The organism is Hydrogenophaga sp. T2 (assembly GCF_049843535.1).
GTDB lineage: Bacteria > Pseudomonadota > Gammaproteobacteria > Burkholderiales > Burkholderiaceae_C > Hydrogenophaga > Hydrogenophaga crocea.
This window is the reverse complement of the sequence record NZ_JBBHZJ010000008.1, coordinates 145146-164112: the sequence shown is the minus strand read 5'-3', so window position 1 is coordinate 164112 and position 18967 is coordinate 145146. Positions and strand designations below refer to the sequence as shown.

The 18967-nt window shown below is 67.3% G+C and carries 20 protein-coding genes and 1 tRNA gene; 1 reads left to right on the top strand and 20 read right to left on the bottom strand.

Going from position 1 to position 18967, the window contains the following annotated elements:
• The first annotated feature begins 163 nt into the window (after positions 1-163).
• Positions 164-1468: a Glu/Leu/Phe/Val family dehydrogenase gene (locus WDZ95_RS18420; RefSeq protein WP_425780583.1), complete on the top strand. Its 1305-nt coding sequence runs from the start codon at positions 164-166 to the stop codon at positions 1466-1468.
• A 91-nt stretch (positions 1469-1559) separates the two neighbouring features.
• On the opposite strand, the gene WDZ95_RS18415 is transcribed toward WDZ95_RS18420, so the two are convergent.
• From WDZ95_RS18415 to tpiA, 20 genes are all read right to left on the bottom strand, one after another.
• Positions 1560-2027, bottom strand: a complete 468-nt coding sequence (locus WDZ95_RS18415) for a DUF1178 family protein (protein ID WP_166224484.1) — start codon at positions 2025-2027, stop codon at positions 1560-1562.
• Entirely contained in the window at positions 2024-2605 is a 582-nt protein-coding gene (locus tag WDZ95_RS18410) for an NUDIX domain-containing protein (RefSeq protein WP_166224481.1), read from the bottom strand. Before WDZ95_RS18410 ends, WDZ95_RS18415 begins: the two co-directional genes overlap by 4 nt.
• The gene (locus WDZ95_RS18405) at positions 2598-2903 is read right to left on the bottom strand and encodes a DUF2818 family protein (RefSeq protein WP_425780580.1); all 306 of its coding nucleotides are present in this window, start codon (positions 2901-2903) and stop codon (positions 2598-2600) included. Before WDZ95_RS18405 ends, WDZ95_RS18410 begins: the two co-directional genes overlap by 8 nt.
• A 47-nt stretch (positions 2904-2950) precedes the next feature.
• Positions 2951-4447 carry an NADH-quinone oxidoreductase subunit NuoN gene (gene nuoN, locus WDZ95_RS18400; protein WP_425780578.1) on the bottom strand — a complete coding sequence of 499 codons (1497 nt, stop codon included), beginning with the start codon at positions 4445-4447 and terminating at the stop codon, positions 2951-2953.
• A 13-nt stretch (positions 4448-4460) separates the two neighbouring features.
• Positions 4461-5942, bottom strand: coding sequence for an NADH-quinone oxidoreductase subunit M (locus WDZ95_RS18395; protein ID WP_166224472.1), 1482 nt, complete (start codon positions 5940-5942; stop codon positions 4461-4463).
• Between the two features lie 21 nt (positions 5943-5963).
• Positions 5964-7985, bottom strand: a complete 2022-nt coding sequence (nuoL, locus tag WDZ95_RS18390) for an NADH-quinone oxidoreductase subunit L (RefSeq protein WP_425780576.1) — start codon at positions 7983-7985, stop codon at positions 5964-5966.
• 6 nt (positions 7986-7991) lie between these two features.
• The gene (gene nuoK / locus WDZ95_RS18385; RefSeq protein ID WP_166230909.1) at positions 7992-8303 is read right to left on the bottom strand and encodes an NADH-quinone oxidoreductase subunit NuoK; all 312 of its coding nucleotides are present in this window, start codon (positions 8301-8303) and stop codon (positions 7992-7994) included.
• 5 nt (positions 8304-8308) lie between these two features.
• Complete coding sequence (locus tag WDZ95_RS18380) at positions 8309-8953, bottom strand: NADH-quinone oxidoreductase subunit J (RefSeq protein ID WP_166224466.1); 645 nt, start codon at positions 8951-8953, stop codon at positions 8309-8311.
• Positions 8954-8969: 16 nt separating this feature from the next.
• A complete protein-coding gene (nuoI, locus tag WDZ95_RS18375; protein ID WP_166224463.1) occupies positions 8970-9485 on the bottom strand; it encodes an NADH-quinone oxidoreductase subunit NuoI in 516 nt (171 codons plus the stop codon).
• 16 nt (positions 9486-9501) lie between these two features.
• A complete protein-coding gene (nuoH, locus tag WDZ95_RS18370; protein WP_166224460.1) occupies positions 9502-10584 on the bottom strand; it encodes an NADH-quinone oxidoreductase subunit NuoH in 1083 nt (360 codons plus the stop codon).
• Positions 10581-12710, bottom strand: a complete 2130-nt coding sequence (nuoG, locus tag WDZ95_RS18365; protein WP_425780573.1) for an NADH-quinone oxidoreductase subunit NuoG — start codon at positions 12708-12710, stop codon at positions 10581-10583. Before nuoG ends, nuoH begins: the two co-directional genes overlap by 4 nt.
• Positions 12711-12732: 22 nt before the next feature.
• The gene (gene nuoF, locus WDZ95_RS18360; protein WP_425780571.1) at positions 12733-14091 is read right to left on the bottom strand and encodes an NADH-quinone oxidoreductase subunit NuoF; all 1359 of its coding nucleotides are present in this window, start codon (positions 14089-14091) and stop codon (positions 12733-12735) included.
• Positions 14091-14609 carry an NADH-quinone oxidoreductase subunit NuoE gene (gene nuoE / locus WDZ95_RS18355; RefSeq protein ID WP_166224451.1) on the bottom strand — a complete coding sequence of 173 codons (519 nt, stop codon included), beginning with the start codon at positions 14607-14609 and terminating at the stop codon, positions 14091-14093. Before nuoE ends, nuoF begins: the two co-directional genes overlap by 1 nt.
• Positions 14606-15859 carry an NADH-quinone oxidoreductase subunit D gene (locus WDZ95_RS18350; protein ID WP_425780568.1) on the bottom strand — a complete coding sequence of 418 codons (1254 nt, stop codon included), beginning with the start codon at positions 15857-15859 and terminating at the stop codon, positions 14606-14608. Before WDZ95_RS18350 ends, nuoE begins: the two co-directional genes overlap by 4 nt.
• Positions 15860-15878: 19 nt before the next feature.
• Positions 15879-16502, bottom strand: coding sequence for an NADH-quinone oxidoreductase subunit C (locus tag WDZ95_RS18345; RefSeq protein ID WP_425780566.1), 624 nt, complete (start codon positions 16500-16502; stop codon positions 15879-15881).
• A gap of 28 nt (positions 16503-16530) precedes the next feature.
• Positions 16531-17010 carry a NuoB/complex I 20 kDa subunit family protein gene (locus WDZ95_RS18340; protein ID WP_009520160.1) on the bottom strand — a complete coding sequence of 160 codons (480 nt, stop codon included), beginning with the start codon at positions 17008-17010 and terminating at the stop codon, positions 16531-16533.
• A gap of 36 nt (positions 17011-17046) precedes the next feature.
• Positions 17047-17406 carry an NADH-quinone oxidoreductase subunit A gene (locus WDZ95_RS18335; RefSeq protein WP_166224442.1) on the bottom strand — a complete coding sequence of 120 codons (360 nt, stop codon included), beginning with the start codon at positions 17404-17406 and terminating at the stop codon, positions 17047-17049.
• A gap of 50 nt (positions 17407-17456) precedes the next feature.
• Positions 17457-17541 (bottom strand) — tRNA-Leu (locus WDZ95_RS18330).
• Positions 17542-17666: 125 nt separating this feature from the next.
• Complete coding sequence (gene secG, locus WDZ95_RS18325; RefSeq protein WP_425780564.1) at positions 17667-18089, bottom strand: preprotein translocase subunit SecG; 423 nt, start codon at positions 18087-18089, stop codon at positions 17667-17669.
• 58 nt (positions 18090-18147) lie between these two features.
• On the bottom strand, positions 18148-18888 hold the full coding sequence (gene tpiA / locus WDZ95_RS18320) for a triose-phosphate isomerase (RefSeq protein ID WP_425780562.1): 741 nt from the start codon (positions 18886-18888) through the stop codon (positions 18148-18150).
• Between the last annotated feature and the right edge of the window lie 79 nt (positions 18889-18967).

The following is an 18967-nucleotide window of genomic DNA, read 5'->3' as shown; positions in this document are numbered from 1 at the left end:
CGCGATGCTAGCAGCGGCGCGGCCATGTCCCATGCAGGGCCGGCATGGAACCATCGAGACCCGGCCTTGGACACAGCGCAGGCGCCTGCTTACAGTGCCCTGCAGACCGGTCACCGCACCCCACAAGACCGCACCAGACCGCCCGATCCCGGAGTCCACCACCATGTCACCTGCCCACGCCCCGGCCGCCTTCACCCAGGCCCTGCCCTCCTACCTCGACCCCCACCACCTCGGCCCCTGGGGCATCTACCTGCAACAGGTCGACCGCGTCACGCCCTACCTGGGCCGGCTCGCGCGCTGGGTCGAAACGCTCAAGCGCCCCAAGCGCACGCTGATCGTCGACGTGCCCATTCAACTCGACAACGGCACCGTCGCGCACTTCGAAGGCTACCGCGTGCAGCACAACACCAGCCGCGGCCCAGGCAAGGGCGGCGTGCGCTTCCACCAGGACGTCACGCTGTCCGAAGTGATGGCGCTGGCGGCCTGGATGTCGATCAAGAACGCCGCGGTGAACGTGCCCTATGGCGGCGCCAAGGGCGGCATCCGGGTCGACCCGCGCCAGCTCTCGCGCGGCGAGCTCGAGCGCGTGACGCGCCGCTACACGAGCGAGATCGGCATCATCATCGGCCCGAGCAAGGACATCCCCGCGCCCGACGTCAACACCAACGAGCAGGTGATGGCCTGGATGATGGACACCTACTCGATGAACGAAGGCGCCACGGCCACGGGCGTGGTCACGGGCAAGCCGGTCGACCTCGGCGGTTCGCTGGGCCGGCGCGAGGCCACGGGCCGCGGCGTGTTCACGGTGGGGGCCGAGGCCGCGCGCCGCACCGGGCTCGACGTGGCCGCGGCGCGCGTGGCCGTGCAGGGTTTCGGCAACGTGGGCGGCGTGGCCGCCAAGCTGTTCGCCGAGGCCGGCGCGCGCATCGTCGCGGTGCAGGACCACGGCGGCACGCTCTACCGCGACAGCGGCATCGATGTGCCCGCGCTGCTCGACCACGTGGGCCGTCACGGTTCGGTGGCCGGCTTCGCGGGGGCCGACACCGTGGCCAGCGAAGACTTCTGGGGCCTGCCCTGCGACATCCTGATCCCCGCGGCGCTCGAAGGCCAGATCACCGAGAAGAACGCGGGCCGCATCCAGGCGCGCATGGTGATCGAAGGCGCGAACGGCCCCACCACGCCGCAGGCCGACGACATCCTGCACGACCGCGGCGTGCTGGTGCTGCCCGACGTGATCGCCAACGCGGGCGGCGTCACCGTGAGCTACTTCGAGTGGGTGCAGGATTTCTCGAGCTTCTTCTGGACCGAAGACGAAATCAACGCGCGGCTCGTGAAGATCATGAAAGACGCGTTCGCCTCCGTGTGGCAGGTGGCCGAAGACCACCAGGTGAGCCTGCGCACGGCCACCTTCATCATCGCGTGCCAGCGCATCCTGCACGCGCGGGATCTGCGTGGGTTGTACCCCTGATTTCTTCTTGCAAACCTTGCCTCAGGGCCGCTGGAGCGGGCGCCCGTGCTCCGGCCCCGCGAGGTGGTCGTACGAAACCCCGAAGAACCAGCTACTGCAGCGTTTCCTTCGCCGGCGGCAGCAAGGGCAGCGGCATCACGTCCACGCCCTCTTCGATGAGTTCGAGCGCCACCTCGGGGGTGGCGCTGCCGCGGATGTTGCGGCGCTCGATCTCGCCGTGGTGCATGGCGCGCGCCTGTTCGGCGAAGCGCTCGCCCACGTCTTCGGTGTTGGCCACGATCTCGCGCATGGCGCGCAGCATGCGGGCCTGCAGCTCGGCCAGTTCGGCGTGCGCGGGGTGGTTGCTCATGGCCACGCCGGACGCGGGGGCCGGCGTCGCGTCCTGCTTGCCGGCGCGCAGGTTCAGCCGCGGCGCCGACAGCTTCTTCTCGATGTGCTGATCACCGCACAGCGGGCAACTCACCAGCCCGCGCGCGAGCTGGCTGTTGAAATCGTCTTCGGACGCGAACCAGCCTTCGAACACGTGCTGGTGCGCGCATTGCAGATCGAGGACCTTCATGGCCCCGGATTCTCCTGCCAATCGAGAACCCAGGCGCCGCTCAGGACGTTTTGCAGCCAGAGGGCGCCCACCAGGGTCTTGCAGTCGATGACGCGGCCGTCGCGGCACATGGCCTGCAACTCGGCGGGCGTGGCGGCGAACACGTCGAGCGCCTCGCCGTCGTCGAGCGCGCGCTCGCCCAGGCGCAGGCCGCGAGCGAACCAGATGTCGATGACCTCGTCGGAGTACGCGATGGTGGGTGCGAGCCGGCCCGCGAAGGCCCATTCGCGCGCGGTGTAGCCGGTTTCCTCGCGCAGCTCGCGCCGGCCGCAGGCCAGGCTGCCCTCGCCCGGGTCGAGCTTGCCGGCGGGGAATTCCACCATCACGGCCTGCATGGGGTGGCGGTACTGGCGCTCGAGCACCACGCGGCCGTCGTCGAGCAGGCCGATCACCATCACCGCGCCCGGGTGCAGGACAAATTCGCGCGTGGCCTCGGCGCCCGTGGGCAGGCGCACGGTGTCGCGCACCACGTGCAGGAAGTGGCCGCGCAGCAGCTCGGTGCGCGCCAGCGGCACTTCCTTCAGGTGGGCGTCAGGCATGCCGCTTTTTGTAGAGGTAGCGGTAGACGAAGCCGGGGAAGGCCAGGGTTACGAACAGCGAGGCCGTGGTGGCGTAGAACTCCCAGCCCTGGGGGTAGATCTGGCCCGCGTGCTGTTCGAGCCCGAGGCCGATCGCGCCGACCACGAAGTACAGCACCACGAGTTCGAGCAGGCGAAAGCCCAACGACTTGGGCGCCCGGGCCGGTCCCGCCACGAACAGGCGGTCGTTCACGAACGGCAGGTTGGCGGCGACGAGGGCGGCGGTGAGCACCAGCCAGACGGCAGCGGTTTGGTCCATGGGGCGTCAGAGCACGGCGCGGGCCACGGGTTCCGTGGCCCTTCCGATCACGCGAACAGCGCCGCGATGGATTGCGCGCACAGGGCCATGAGCCCGCCCGGCACGATGCCCAGCACCAGCACCAGCAGGCCGTTGAGCGACAGCACCGAGCGCACCTCGAGGCCGGCCTCGATCGGCGCGGTCTGCACCGGCGCGTCGAAGTACATGACCTTGACCAGACGCAGGTAATAGAACGCGCCCACCAGCGACATGACCACGGCGAACACCGCGAGGCCCACGTGGAAGGCCGAGGGCGAGGCCAGCAGGGCTTGCAGCACCGAGAGCTTGGCGTAGAAACCCACCAGCGGGGGGATGCCCGCGAGCGAGAACATGCAGGTGGCCATCACGCCGGCGTACAGCGGACTGCGCTGGTTCAGGCCCGCGAGGTCCTCGATGTTCTCGGACTCGAAGCCGCTGCGCGAGAGCAGCAGGATCACGCCGAAGGTGCCCAGGGTGGTGAGCACGTAGGTGATCACGTAGAACATGGACGAGCTGTAGGCGTTGGCCATGTTGGCCGTGCTGCCGCCCGACACGCCGGCCAGCAGGCCCAGCAGCAGGAAGCCCATTTGCGCGATGGTGGAGAAGGCCAGCATGCGCTTGAGGTTGGTCTGCGCGATGGCGGCCAGGTTGCCCACCAGCAGCGACACCACCGCGAGCACGCCCAGCATCTGCTGCCAGTCGACCGCGAGCGGGGCCATGCCTTCGACGAGCAGGCGGATCACGATGGCGAAGGCCGCGAGCTTGGGCGCACCGCCGATCAGCAGCGTGACGGCCGTGGGCGCGCCGTGATAGACGTCGGGCACCCACATGTGGAACGGGGCCACACCGAGCTTGAAGGCCAGGCCGGCCACCACGAACACCAGACCCAGCGTGAGCACCTGGGGCGAGCCCTTGAGCGTGGCCGCACCGCCGGAGATGGCAGCCAGCACCTGGGCCAGGTCGAGCGAGCCGGTGGCGCCGTAGACCATGGACAGGCCATAGAGCAGGAAGCCGCTGGCCAGCGCGCCGAGCACGAAGTACTTCATGGCGGCTTCGGTGGCGGCGATGTTGTCGCGGCGCAGGGCCACCAGGGCATAGCTCGAGAGCGTGAGCAGCTCCAGGCCCAGGTAGATCACCAGGAAGTTGTGGCCCGAGATCATCACGAACATGCCCAGCAGCGCGAGCAGGCTCATGGAGAAGAGCTCACCGCCGCGCAGCATGTCGCGCTGGCTGGCGTAGCCGCGGCCGTAGACCAGCGTGACCATGAGCGCGAGTGCACCAAAGCACTTGAGCCAGTTGCCCATGGGGTCGCTCACGATCATGCCGCCGAAGCCGACGATGGTCTGACCGCCGGATGCGGCCACGCCCAGCAGCAGCGCCACCACGGCGAGCGTGAGCAGGGTGAGCACGTGGGTGGCGCCGCGCTTGGGCGACTTGACGCCGAGGTCGACCAGCGCGATCACGCAGGCCATCACCGCGAGCAGGATTTCCGGGTAAGCCGCGACCCAGCTGAGTTTGTCGATCATGGGAGGGCTCTCTTCAGTTCAGCGGGAGCTTGGATTGGGCCACGTGGCGCAGCAGCTCGGCCACCGAGGGGTCCATCACATCGGTGAAGGGCTTGGGGTACACGCCCATGGCGAGCACCGCGATCGCGAGCAGCGCCATCACGAGGAATTCGCGGGCGTTGATGTCGGTGAGCGCGCGCACGTCGTCGTTGCCCGGCTCACCGAGGTAGACGCGCTTGAACATCCACAGCGAGTAGGCGGCGCCGAAGATCAGGGCCGAGGCCGCCAGCAGGCCGATCCAGAAGTTGGCCTTGACCGCCGCGATGATCACCATCCACTCGCCCACGAAGCCCGCGGTGCCGGGCAGGCCGGCGTTGGCCATGGTGAACAGCAGCGCAAAGGCGGCAAAGCGCGGCATGGTGTTGACCACACCGCCGTAGGACGCGATCTCGCGCGAATGCACGCGGTCGTAGAGCACGCCGATGGCCAGGAACATGGCGGCCGACACGAAGCCGTGAGACACCATCTGCACCAGGGCGCCGCTGACGCCGAGGTCGCTGAAGACGAAGAAGCCCAGCGTGACGAAGCCCATGTGCGCGACCGACGAATAGGCCACGAGCTTCTTCATGTCCTGCTGCACCATGGCCACCAGGCCCACGTAGATCACCGCCACCAGCGACAGGCCGATCATGAGGCCGGCCCACTGGTGCGAGGCGTCGGGCAGGATGGGCAGCGAAAAGCGCAGGAAGCCGTAGGCGCCGAGCTTGAGCATGATGGCCGCCAGCACGGCAGAGCCGCCTGTGGGCGCTTCCACGTGCACGTCGGGCAGCCAGGTGTGCACCGGCCACATCGGCACCTTCACCGCGAAGGCCGCGAAGAAGGCGAAGAACAGCAGGGTCTGCGCGGTCTTGCCCAGCGGCAGCGCGTACCAGTCGGTGAGCGCGAAGCTGCCCTTGGACTGCACGTAGAGGTAGATCAGCGCGATCAGCAGCAGCAGCGAACCCAGCAGCGTGTAGAGGAAGAACTTGAACGCGGCGTAGATCTTGTTCGGGCCGCCCCAGATGCCGATGATCAGGTACATCGGGATCAGCGTGGCCTCGAAGAACACGTAGAACAGCATGCCGTCCTGCGCGGCGAACACGCCGATCATCAGGCCCGACAGGATCAGGAACGCGCCCATGTACTGGTTCACGCGCTCGGTGATCACCTCCCAGCCCGCGATCACCACGATCACGGTGATGAAGGCCGTGAGCAGCACCAGCCACAGCGAAATGCCGTCCACACCCAGGTGGTAGTGGATGTTGAAGCGCTCGATCCAGAGCATCTTCTCGGTGAACTGCATGGCCGCGCTGCCGACCTCGAAGCCGGTGTAGAGCGGCAGGGTGACGACCAGACCGGCGATGGCGCCGATCAGCGCGACCCAGCGGACCATGCCCGCGTGCTCGTCACGGCCCAGCGCCAGCAGCACGATGCCGAAGGCGATGGGCGTCCAGATGGCAAGGCTCAGCAAACCCATGGTGGCTTTCTTTCTGTTGTCTTATTTCGCGAGCCAGACGAAGTACGTCATGAACAGCATGATCCCCACCAGCATCATGAGCGCGTAGTGGTAGAGGTAGCCGGTCTGGAAGCGACGCACCACGGACGAGATCAGGCCCACGAGCTTCCAGCTCGCGTTGACCACGCCGCCTTCGATGACGCCCCGATCGCCGCCCTTCCACAGGCCCACGCCGAGGGCGCGCGCGCCCCGGGCGAGCACGTTCTCGTTGAACCAGTCGAGGTAGTACTTGTTCTCGAGGATGGTGATGAGGGGCTTGAGCGCGCGGCCGATGGCGGCCGGCACCGCGGGGTTCACGAGGTAGCAGTACCAGGCGCTCACCGCACCGGCCAGGGCCAGGTACAGCGGCGGCGTGCTCAGCGCGTGCGCGGCCATGGCCAGCGGACCGTGGAAGATCTTGGCGAACTCGGTGAGCGCGGGGTGGGCCGCGGCGTTCACCGTGATGGCGTCGCGGAAGAAGTCGCCGAACACCAGCGGGGTGATGGTGAAGAAGCCGATGAACACCGAGGGCACGGCCAGCAGCACCAGCGGCAGCGTCACGACCCAGGGCGACTCGTGCGGCTTGCCGTCGCCATGGCCGTGGTCGTCGTGGTGGTGGTCATCGTGGTGCGCGTCGGGGTTCTGGTCGTAGCGCTCCTGGCCATGGAAGACCAGGAAGTACAGGCGGAACGAGTAGAACGAGGTCACGAACACACCGGCGAGCACCGCGAAGTGCGCGAAGCCGGCGCCGGGGAGGTTGCTGAAGTGCACCGCCTCGATGATCGAGTCCTTCGAGTAGAAGCCCGAGAACAGCGGCGTGCCGATCAGCGCGAGCGTGCCCAGCAGCGAGGTGATCCAGGTGATGGGCATGTACTTGCGCACGCCACCCATCCAGCGGATGTCCTGGTTGTGGTGCAGGCCCATGATCACAGAGCCCGCGGCCAGGAACAGCAGCGCCTTGAAGAAGGCGTGCGTCATCAGGTGGAACACCGCGACCGAGTAGGCCGACGCGCCGAGCGCCACGGTCATGTAGCCCAGCTGCGAGAGCGTGGAATACGCGACCACGCGCTTGATGTCGTTCTGGATGATGCCCAGGAAGCCCATGAACAGCGCGGTGATGGCGCCGATCACCATGACGAAGTTGAGCGCGGTGTCCGAGAGCTCGAACAGCGGACTCATGCGCGCGACCATGAAGATGCCGGCCGTCACCATGGTGGCGGCGTGGATCAGCGCCGAGATGGGGGTCGGGCCTTCCATGGAGTCGGGCAGCCACACGTGCAGCGGGAACTGCGCGCTCTTGCCCATGGCGCCGATGAACAGGCAGATGCAGATCACGGTGACCAGCATCCAGCTGGTACCGGGGAAGCCCAGGGCGCCGAGTTCGCCGGCCTTGGCGAAGATCTCGGTGTAGTTCATGGTGCCGGCGTAGGCCACGATCAGGCCGATGCCGAGGATGAAGCCGAAGTCGCCCACGCGGTTGACCAGGAAGGCCTTCATGTTGGCGAAGATGGCCGAGGGCTTGTTGAACCAGAAGCCGATCAGCAGGTACGACACCAGACCCACCGCTTCCCAGCCGAAGAACAGCTGCAGCAGGTTGTTGCTCATGACCAGCATGAGCATGGAGAAGGTGAACAGCGAGATGTAGGCGAAGAAGCGGTTGTAGCCCTCGTCCTCTGCCATGTAGCCGATGGTGTAGAGGTGCACCATGAGCGACACGAAGGTGACCACCACCATCATCATCGCGGTGAGCCCGTCGACCAGGAAGCCGATCTCCATCTTGAGACCGCCGATCACCATCCACTCGTAGATGGTCTGGTTGAAGCGCGCGCCGCCGATCACGTCGGACAGCGTCATGGCCGACAGGATGAAGGCCACGAGCACACCGAGGATGGTGGCCCCGTGCGAGGCGCGGCGGCCGATGACGTTACCGCCGAAGGCCGTGCCCAGGATGCCGGCCACGGCCGAGCCCACCAGGGGCGCGAGCGGCACGGCCAGCAGCGTGGAAGCGGAAAGCGTGTTGCTCATGTCCGGTCAGCCCTTGAGCGTATTGAGTTCTTCGACGCTGATCGACGACTTGTTGCGGAACAGCAGCACGAGGATGGCGAGGCCGATGGCCGATTCGGCCGCTGCCACGGTGAGGATGAAGAACACGAACACCTGGCCGTGCAGATCGCCCAGGAAGTGGGAGAAGGCCACGAAGTTCATGTTGACCGCGAGCAGCATGAGCTCGATGGCCATGAGCAGCACGATCAGGTTCTTGCGGTTGAGGAAGATGCCGACGACGGAGATCGCGAACAGGATCGCGCCGACCGCGAGGAAGTGGCCCAGGCCCAGGTGGTTCATGGCGTTCATGCCTTCTTGCCCTCTTCGGCGGTGGCGGCGGGAGCGGTCGGGGCGGCGGTTTTCACGGCCGCCATGGGCACCACCACCAGGCGGTCGCTGGCGCGCACGTGCACCTGGTCACCCGGGTTGATGGCCTTGCTGTCCTTGCGCTGGCGCAGGGTGAGCGCAATGGCCGCGACCATGGCCACGAGCAGGATGAAGCCCGCGACCTGGATGGGATAGAGGTAGGCGCTGTAGAGCAGCTTGCCGAGCTCGCGCGTGTTGGACACCGTGGGCGAGACCGCGGGCGCGTTGTTCGCGATGCTCGGGAAGCCCACCCACAGCACGGCGATGAGTTCGCCCGCCACCACGGCGCCGATCAGGGCCGCCAGCGGGAAGTGGCTCCAGAAGCCGCGGCGCAGCGCGTCGATGTTGATGTCGAGCATCATCACGACGAACAGGAACAGCACCATGACCGCGCCCAGGTACACGAGCACCAGGGTGATGCCCAGGAACTCGGCCTTGAGCAGCAGCCAGAGCGCCGCGGCCTGCGAGAACGCGAGCATGAGGTAGAGCACGGCGTGCACCGCGTTGCGCGCGGTGACCACGCGAAAGCCCGCGAACAGCAAGGCCGCCGCGAACAGGTAGAAGAAACCGGTCGTGAAGTCCATGGGATCTCTGATGGGCTCAGCGGTACGGGGCGTCGGCCGCCTTCGCCGCGGCGATCTGCGGTTCGTAGCGGTCACCCACGGCCAGCAGCATCTCTTTGGTGAAGTAGAGATCGCCGCGCTTTTCGCCGTGGTATTCGAAGATGTGCGTCTCCACGATGGAGTCGACCGGGCAGCTCTCCTCGCAGAAGCCGCAGAAGATGCACTTGGTGAGGTCGATGTCGTAGCGCGTGGTGCGGCGCGTGCCGTCGTCGCGCACATCGCTCTCGATGGTGATGGCCATGGCCGGGCACACGGCTTCGCAGAGCTTGCAGGCGATGCAGCGCTCTTCGCCGTTGTCGTAGCGGCGCAGCGCGTGCAGGCCGCGGAAGCGCGGCGACAGCGGCGTCTTCTCTTCGGGGAACTGCACGGTGACCTTGCGGCGCAGCGCGTAGCGGCCCGTCAGGGCCATGCCCTTGAAGAGCTCGACGAGCATGAAGCTCTTGAAAAAGTCGCGGAAGCTGAACGGCGCGACGGCGGTCGTGGAGGTGGACATGTTGGTTCCCCTGTCCTCAGTGCCAGATGTTCCAGGGCGACTTCATGAGCGCACCCACGAGCAGCAGCCACACCAGCGTGACGGGAATGAAGATCTTCCAGCCCAGACGCATGATCTGGTCGTAGCGGAAGCGCGGGAAGGTGGCGCGGATCCAGATGAACAGCGAGACCACGAAGAAGGTCTTGATGCCGAGCCAGATCCAGCCCGGGATCCAGTTGAAGAGATCGCTGTCGAGCGGGGGCAGCCAGCCACCCAGGAACATCAGCACGGCCAGGATGGACACCAGCCACATGCTCGCGTACTCGGCGAGGAAGAAGATGGCGAAGCCCATGCCCGAGTACTCGACCATGTGACCGGCCACGATCTCGGCCTCGCCTTCGACCACGTCAAAGGGGTGGCGGTTGGTTTCGGCCACGCCCGAGATCAGGTAGACGATGAAGATGGGCAGCAGCGGCAGCCAGTTCCACGACAGGAAGTTCAGGCCCATGCCCGCGCCCGTGCCGCGGTTCTGCGAGGCCACGATCTCGGCCAGGTTCAGGCTGCCCGCGGTCATCACGACCACCAGGAAGCAGAAGCCGATGGCGATCTCGTAGCTCACCATCTGCGCCGAGGCGCGCAGCGCGCCCAGGAAGGCGTACTTCGAGTTCGAGGCCCAGCCCGCGATGATCACGCCGTAGACCTCGATCGAGGTGATGGCGAGGATGACGAGCAGGCCCGCGTTGACGTTGGCGAGCACGGCCTCGGGGCCGAAGGGAATCGCCACCCAGGCGGCCAGCGCCGGCATGATGGCCATGATGGGCCCGAGGCGGAACAGGCCATTGGCGGCCGCGCTCGGGCGGATCAGTTCCTTGGTGAGCAGCTTGAGCGCATCGGCGATGGGCTGCAGCAGGCCGAAGGGGCCCACGCGGTTGGGACCGTGGCGCACCTGCATCCAGCCGAGCAGCTTGCGCTCCCACAGCGTGAGGTAGGCCACCGCGCCCATGAGCGGCGCGAGCACGGCCACGATCTTGATCAGGGCCCAGAGAACGGGCCAGGCGGCGCCTGTCCACCAGGGCGCATTGATCAGGCCCAGGCCACCGTTGTACATGGCGTCGATCACGCTGCGGCTCCTTCTTCGGCACGCGCCCGACGGGCATCGGCCGTGAGCTGCAGCGCAGGCGCGCGGCGCACGAGCGCGTCGAGCTGGTAGATGCTGGCCACGACCGGCTCGGTTTGCGCGGGCGTGGTGTCGATGGCGCCCTGGCTGCGGTTGTCCAGGCGCGCGGCGGGCACCAGGGCGCCCTGCTCCACGCCCGGCAGCGCCTTGGCGAGCACGGCCTGCGAGGAATCGGCGTCGAAGCCGGGCAGGCGCATGAGGTTGCCCAGCACGCGCAGCACCTTCCAGCCCGGCCGGGTGTCGCCGAGCGGGCGCACAACGGCGTGGAAGCTCTGCAGACGGCCTTCGGCGTTGACGAAGCTGCCCGAGGTTTCGGTGAAGGGCGCGATCGGCAGCAGCACGTCGCTCACCTCGAGGTTGGTCTTGAACGGGCTCAGCGTGACGACCATCTCGGCCTTCTGCAGGCCGTCGAGGCCCAGCGCGGTGTCTTGCGCTTCGACGTTGAGCAGCAGCGCGCCCTTGACGGCGCCACCGAGCATCTGCGCGGCGTTGAGGCCACCCTCACCGGGCAGCGCACCCGCGAGCTGCGCGCCGACGGTGTTGGCGGCCTCGCCGAGGTAGCCCACGGTGGCACCGGTGTGTTCGGCGATGAAGTTCGCGAGCGCGAGCAGGCTGGAAGCCTTCTCGTGGTGTGCGGCGGCGTTGCCCAGCAGCACCGCCTTGCGCTCGCCGCCCAGCAGCGAGGCCGCGATGGCGCGGTGCGTGTCGTTCACCTCGGCGGCCACGGGCGCGCTCACACCCTTCTCGGCGGCCACGGCGGCGGCGATGCCGGCCAGCGCGCCCACCCATTGGCGGCTGTCGGCCAGCAGGGTGTGGCGGCGCTTGATGGCCCAGTCGGCCTCGGCGGCGATCAGTGCGCTCAGTTGCGCGCCATGGCGCACGGCCTGGCGCAGGCGCTGTGCGAACAGCGGGTGGTCCTTGCGCAGGTTGGAGCCGACCACGAGCACACGCTGCAGCGTGGACAGTTCGGCAATGGGCAGACCCAGCCAGCGCGCGCTGTGGGCGGGCGCGGCGTTGCCGAAGTCGGCCGCGCGCAGGCGGCTGTCGATGTTGGCACTGCCCAGGCCGCGCACCAGGGCGCCGGCCAGGGCCAGTTCCTCGAGCGTGCTGTGCGGGCTGGCCAGCAGGCCGATGGCGTTCGCGCCGTGCTCGGCCTGGATCTGGCGCAGGCCTTCGCCCACGTACTCGAGCGCGGTCTGCCAGTCGACGGTCTTCCATTCACCACCCTGCTTGAGCATGGGCTGGGTGAGGCGGTCGGGGCCGTTGAGCGCTTCGTACGAGAAACGGTCGCGGTCGGCGATCCAGCATTCGTTGACTGCTTCGTTCTCGAGCGGCACCACGCGCATGACCTGGTGGTTCTTGACCTGCACCACGAGATTGGCGCCGGTGGAGTCGTGCGGGCTCACGCTCTTGCGGCGCGAGAGCTCCCAGGTGCGGGCCTGGTAGCGGAAGGGCTTGCTGGTGAGCGCGCCCACCGGGCAGATGTCGATCATGTTGCCCGAGAGTTCGGAGTCGACCGACTGGCCCACGAAGGTCTCGATCTCGGCGTGCTCGCCGCGATGGCTCATGCCGAGCTCCATCACGCCGGCGATTTCCTGGCCGAAGCGCACGCAGCGCGTGCAGTGGATGCAGCGGCTCATCTCCTGCATGGAGATCAGCGGGCCCACGTTCTTGTGGAAGACGACGCGCTTTTCTTCCTGGTAGCGCGAGCCCGAGCCGCCGTAGCCCACGGCCAGGTCCTGCAGCTGGCATTCGCCGCCCTGGTCGCAGATCGGGCAGTCGAGCGGGTGGTTGATGAGCAGGAACTCCATCACCGACTTCTGGGCCTTGACGGCCTTGTCGCTCTGCGTGCGCACGATCATGCCCTGCGTCACCGGCGTGGCGCAGGCGGGCATGGGCTTGGGCGCCTTCTCCACCTCGACCAGGCACATGCGGCAGTTGGCCGCGATCGAGAGCTTCTTGTGGTAGCAGAAGTGGGGGATGTAGGTGCCCGCCTTCTCGGCCGCATGCATGACCATGCTGCCCGGGGGCACTTCGACCTTCTGGCCGTCGAGTTCGATTTCAACCATGGGGATGTCCGTGTTCCTCGGTTCAGGCCGTGGCCGCGTTGTTGCCTGCGGCTTGCGCGGCGGCGATCTTGGCCTCGAACTCGTGGCGGAAGTGCTTGATCATGGCGCGCACCGGCATGGCCGCCGCGTCGCCGAGCGCGCAGATGGTGCGGCCCATGATGTTCTCGGCCACGTTGTCGAGCAGCACCATGTCTTCGGGCTTGCCGAGGCCGCGGTCGATGCGGTCGACCATGCGCCAGAGCCAGCCCGTGCCTTCGCGGCAGGGCGTGCACTGGCCGCAGCTCTCGTGCATGTAGAAGTACGACAGGCGCTTGAGCGAAGCCACCATGTCGCGCGAGTCGTCCATCACGATGACGGCGCCCGAGCCCAGCATGGAGCCGGCCTTGGCGATGGAGTCGTAGTCCATCGTGCACTCCATCATGATGTGCGCGGGCAGCACCGGCGCGGACGAGCCGCCGGGGATCACGGCCTTGAGCTGGCGGCCCTTGCGCACGCCGCCCGCGAGTTCGAGCAGTTTGCTGAACGGGGTGCCGAGCGGGATCTCGAAGTTGCCGGGCATCTCGACGTCGCCGCTGACCGAGAAGATCTTGGTGCCGCCGTTGTTGGGCTTGCCGATCTCGAGGTAGGCCTGGCCGCCGTTGCGGATGATCCAGGGCACGGCCGCGAAGGTCTCGGTGTTGTTGATCGTGGTGGGCTTGCCGTAGAGGCCGAAGCTGGCCGGGAACGGCGGCTTGAAGCGCGGCTGGCCCTTCTTGCCCTCGAGTGATTCGAGCAGTGCGGTTTCCTCGCCACAGATGTAGGCGCCGAAGCCGTGGTGGGCATGCAGCTGGAACGAGAAGCCCGAACCCAGGATGTTGTCGCCCAGCAGGCCGGCCGCCCTCGCCTCTTCGAGCGCGGCCTCGAAGCGCTCGTACACCTCGAAGATCTCGCCGTGGATGTAGTTGTAGCCCACGGTGATGCCCATGGCGTACGCCGCGATCGCCATGCCTTCGATGACGATGTGCGGGTTGTACATGAGGATGTCGCGGTCCTTGCAGGTGCCCGGTTCGCCCTCGTCGGAGTTGCACACCAGGTACTTCTGCCCCGGGAACTGGCGCGGCATGAAGCTCCATTTGAGGCCGCTCGGGAAGCCCGCGCCGCCACGCCCGCGCAGGGCCGATTCCTTCACGGTGGCGATCACCTGGTCCTGCGTGAGGCCTTCACCGCCGTCCTTGCCCAGGATCTTGCGCAGCGCCTGGTAGCCGCCGCGCGCTTCGTAGTCCTTGAGCGACCAGTTCTTGCCGTTCAGATCGGCGTAGATCTGCGGGCTGATGTGGCGGCCATGGAAGCAGGTCTGCACGCCGGTGGCGGCGAACTGGCCAATGATCTGTTCGGCATTCATCAGGCTTTGCCCTCCGCGGCACGCAGGCCGTCGACCAGCTGGTCGAGCTTGTCGTGGCTCATGAAGCTGCACATGTGGCGGTCGTTGACCAGCATCACGGGCGCGTCGGCACATGCGCCCAGGCACTCGCTCTGCTGCAGCGTGAACAGGCCGTCCGGCGTGGTCTCGCCCATCGCGATGCCCAGCTTGTGCTCGAGGTGGTGCAGCGCCTTCTGGCCATCGCGCAGCTGGCACGGCAGGTTGGTGCAGACGTTGAGCTTGAACTTGCCCACCGGCCGCTGGTTGTACATGTTGTAGAAGGTCGTGACCTCGTGCACCGCGATCGGCTCGACGCCGATGTAGGCGGCCAGCGCGGCCTCGGCCTCGGTGCTCACCCAGCCCTGCTCCTGCTGGATGATGGACAGGCAGGCCATCACCGCGGAGATGCGTTGCTCGGGCGGGTACTTGGCCACCTCGCGGTCGAAACGCGCGATGGTGGCGGCAGAGAATTGCACAGGAGCGCTCACGGCGGCATTCATCGGTCGATCTCTCCGAAAACGATGTCCATGGTGCCGATGATGGCGACCGCGTCGGCCAGCATGTGGCCACGCGCCATCTCGTCGAGCGTGGCCAGGTGCGCGAAGCCGGGGGCGCGGATCTTCAAGCGGTAGGGCTTGTTGGCGCCATCGCTCACGAGGTAGATGCCGAACTCGCCCTTGGGGTGCTCGACGGCGGCATAGGCCTCGCCCTCGGGCACGTGGAAGCCTTCGGTGAAGAGCTTGAAGTGGTGGATCAGCTCTTCCATGTTGGTCTTCATCGCCTCACGGGAAGGCGGCGCGACCTTGTGGTTGTCGGTGATGACCGGGCCGGGGTTGGCGCGCAGCCAGTCCACGCACTGCTTGATGATGCGGTTGGACTGCTTGAGCTCCTCCATGCGCACCAGGTAGCGGTCGTAGGTGTCGCCGGTCTTGCCCACGGGGATGTCGAAATCGAGGCGGTCGTAGACCTCGTAGGGCTGCTTCTTGCGCAGGTCCCAGGCGATGCCGGAGCCGCGCAGCATGGGGCCGGTCATGCCGAGGTTGAGCGCGCGCTCGGGCGGCACCACGCCGATGCCCACGGTGCGCTGCTTCCAGATGCGGTTGTCGGTGAGCAGCGTGTGGTACTCGTCGAGGTAGGTCGGGAAGCGCTGGGTGAAGTCGTCGATGAAATCGAGCAAGGAACCCTGGCGGTTCTGGTTCATCTCGTCGATCACGCGCTGGTTGCGCACCTTGCTCGCCTGGTACTGCGGCATGCTGTCGGGCAGGTCGCGGTAGACGCCGCCGGGGCGGAAGTAGGCCGCGTGCATGCGCGCGCCCGACACCGCCTCGTACATGTCGAACAGGTCTTCGCGCTCACGGAACGCGTAGATCAGGATGGTGGAGCTGCCGCAGTCGTTGCCGTGCGAGCCCAGCCACATCAGGTGGTTGAGCATGCGGGTGATCTCGCTGAACATCACGCGGATGTACTGCGCGCGGATCGGCACCTCGATGCCGAGCAGCTTCTCGATCGCCAGGCAGTAGGCGTGCTCGTTGCTCATCATGGACACGTAGTCGAGACGGTCCATGTAGGGCAGCGACTGGATGAAGGTCTTGTGCTCGGCGAGCTTTTCGGTCGCGCGGTGCAGCAGGCCGATGTGCGGGTCGGCGCGTTGCACGACCTCGCCGTCGAGTTCGAGCACCAGGCGCAGCACGCCGTGCGCGGCCGGGTGCTGCGGGCCGAAGTTCAGGGTGTAGTTCTTGATCTCTGCCATGTCGGTGTGCCTCGCGCCTTCAGTGCAGGCCGCCGTAGTTGTCTTCGCGGATCACGCGCGGCGTGATCTCGCGCGGCTCGATCGTCACGGGCTCGTAGATCACGCGCTGGCGCTCGGCGTCGTAGCGCATCTCGACGTGGCCCGAGAGCGGGAAGTCCTTGCGGAAGGGGTGGCCAATGAAACCGTAGTCGGTGAGGATGCGACGCAGGTCGGTGTGGCCTTCGAAGACGATGCCGTACAGGTCGAAGGCCTCGCGCTCGTACCAGTTGGCGCTGTTCCAGATGGCTGTGACCGAGGGCAGCACGGGGAAGTCGTCTTCGGGGCAGAACACGCGCACGCGCACGCGCTGGTTCAGGCTCACCGACAGCAGGTGCGACACGGCCGCGAAGCGCGCGCCTTCCCAGCGTCCATCGCCGTAGGTGGAGTAGTCGATGCCGCAGAGATCGATCAGTTGCTCGAAGCGCGCCTCGGGCGCGTCGCGCAGCGCGAGCATCACGCCCAGGTAGTCGGCAGCGGCCACGGTGACCGTGACCTCACCGCGGGACAGCTCGACCGAGCGCACACGCCCGTCGAGCAAGGCCGCGAGACGCTCGCGCAGGTCTTCGGGCGCGATGGCGTGGGAAGGGGTGGCGTGATCGGTCATGGCGTGGGGCCGTCGGCTGTGCGGCGCCTCAGGCGCGCGCGATCGTTTGGGTGCGGCGGATCTTCTGCTGCAGCTGGATGATTCCGTACAGCAGGGCTTCGGCCGTGGGCGGGCAGCCGGGCACGTAGACGTCGACCGGCACGATGCGGTCGCAGCCGCGCACGACGGAGTAGCTGTAGTGGTAGTAGCCGCCGCCGTTGGCGCACGAGCCCATGGAGAGCACCCAGCGCGGCTCGGCCATCTGGTCGTAGACCTTGCGCAGGGCGGGCGCCATCTTGTTGCACAGCGTGCCGGCCACGATCATCAGATCGGACTGGCGCGGGCTGGCGCGGAAGACCTCGGAGCCGAAACGGCCGATGTCGTAGCGCGCGGCCGCGGCATGCATCATCTCAACCGCGCAGCAGGCCAGACCGAAGGTCATGGGCCAGAGCGAGCCGGTCTTGGCCCAGTTCACCACCGCGTCGTAGCTGGTGGTGACGAAACCTTCCTTGAAGACACCTTCAATCATGCGAAGCTCCGGTATGCCCGCGGCGCGGGCACGGGTTCATTCCCAGTCGAGCGCGCCCTTTTTCCACTCGTAGGCGAAGCCCACGGTGAGGATGGCCAGGAACACCACACCGGCCACGAAACCCGTGAGCCCGATGTCGGTGAAGGCCACCGCCCAGGGAATGAGGAAGGCGATCTCGAGATCGAACAGGATGAAGAGGATGGCCACCAGGTAGTAGCGCACATCGAACTTCATGCGGGCGTCTTCGAAGGCCTCGAAGCCGCATTCGTAGGGGGAGTTCTTTTCGGCGTCCGGCAGGTTGGGGCCGAGGATGTACCCGAGCACCTGGGGGATGACGCCTACCGCAATACCCACGAGGATGAACAGAAGCACGGGAAGGTACTGATCTAGGCTCATCGTGGGTCGGGTTCCATAAGCCGGGCCTGCTGGCCGGGCTTTCAACGATCTGGTGCCGACGGCGAGACTCGAACTCGCACAGCTTTCGCCACTACCCCCTCAAGATAGCGTGTCTACCAATTTCACCACGTCGGCTGGGTCTGCGTTGCCTGGCTCACGAGGGATGGGTGAGCCATCGCGACAACTCATAGAGTTTACCCTGAAACGACCCCTGTTTCAGGAGGGGCGCACCCTTTTTTGAAGCGCGCGCCCTTATCGCATCACTTGGCCGGGATCTGGCCCGCGCCCGTGGGGGCGGGCGCCGGCGCGGGCGCGCTCGATGCGGGCGCGCTCTGTGCGGGCGCACTGCCCGCGGGCGGCGTGGTGCTGCCCGGAATCTGCTGCACCGGCGTGACGGGCACCGACTCGAGCACGCTGCCCGACGAGGCCGGCGCCTGGCGCAGGTTGCCGAAGTACGCGAGGCCCAGCGTGCACGCGAGGAACACGCCCGCGAGCACGGCCGTGGTGCGCGACAGGAAGTTCGCGCCGCCCGAGGCGCCGAACAGGCTCGCGGAGCCCGCGCCGCCGCCGCCGAACGCGGCGCCGGCATCGGCGCCTTTGCCGTGCTGCATGAGGATCAGGCCGATCATGCCCAGGGCCGCGAGGATCTGCACCACGAGCAGAAGGGTCAGCAAAACGTTCATGGAATTCTCCGGGGTTCTCTCAGTCGGGTCGGATCACACGATCGACCCGGGGTTCATCTCATCGGGCCGCGGCCACGATCTGCAGGAAATCGGGCGCCTTGAGCGACGCACCACCGATGAGCCCGCCATCGATGTCGGGCTGCGCCAGCAGGCTCGCGGCATTGGCCGCGTTCATGCTGCCGCCGTAGAGGATGCGCACGCGCTCGGGGTGCGTGGTGGCCGCGGCGAGCTGGGCGCGCAGCACGGCATGCACCTGCTGGGCCTGCTCGGGCGTGGCGGTCTTGCCGGTGCCGATGGCCCACACGGGCTCATAGGCCACGACGATCTCACTCGTGCAATGGGCCACGGCGTGGATCACGGCCGCGAGCTGGCGCTTGACCACGGCCTCGGTCTGGCCGGCTTCGCGCTCGGCCAGCGTTTCGCCCACGCACACGATGGGCGTGACACCACCGGCCAGCGCGCGCTGGGCCTTGGCGGCCACCACGGCGTCGGTCTCGCCTTGGTACTGGCGGCGCTCGGAGTGACCCACGATGGCGTAGCGGCAGCCGAAGTCGTGCAGCATGGCCACCGAGATCTCGCCCGTGTAGGCGCCCTGCTCGTGCGCCGACACGTCTTGCGAACCCCAGGCGATCGGGCTGCCGTTGAGCAGCGACTGCAGTTGCGCGAGGTAAGGCGCAGGCGCGCACACGGCCACTTCGGCCGCGGGCGTGCCGATCTGCGCGAGCAGCGCGCGCAGCAGCGCTTCGTTGGCGGCCAGGCCGCCGTTCATCTTCCAGTTGCCGGCAATCAGTTTTTTCATGCTTGTGCTTCCCGCCGGGCCGCCCCAAGGGAGGCACGCGCCCCCTCGGGGGGCAGCGACGACACGAAGTGCGGAGCGT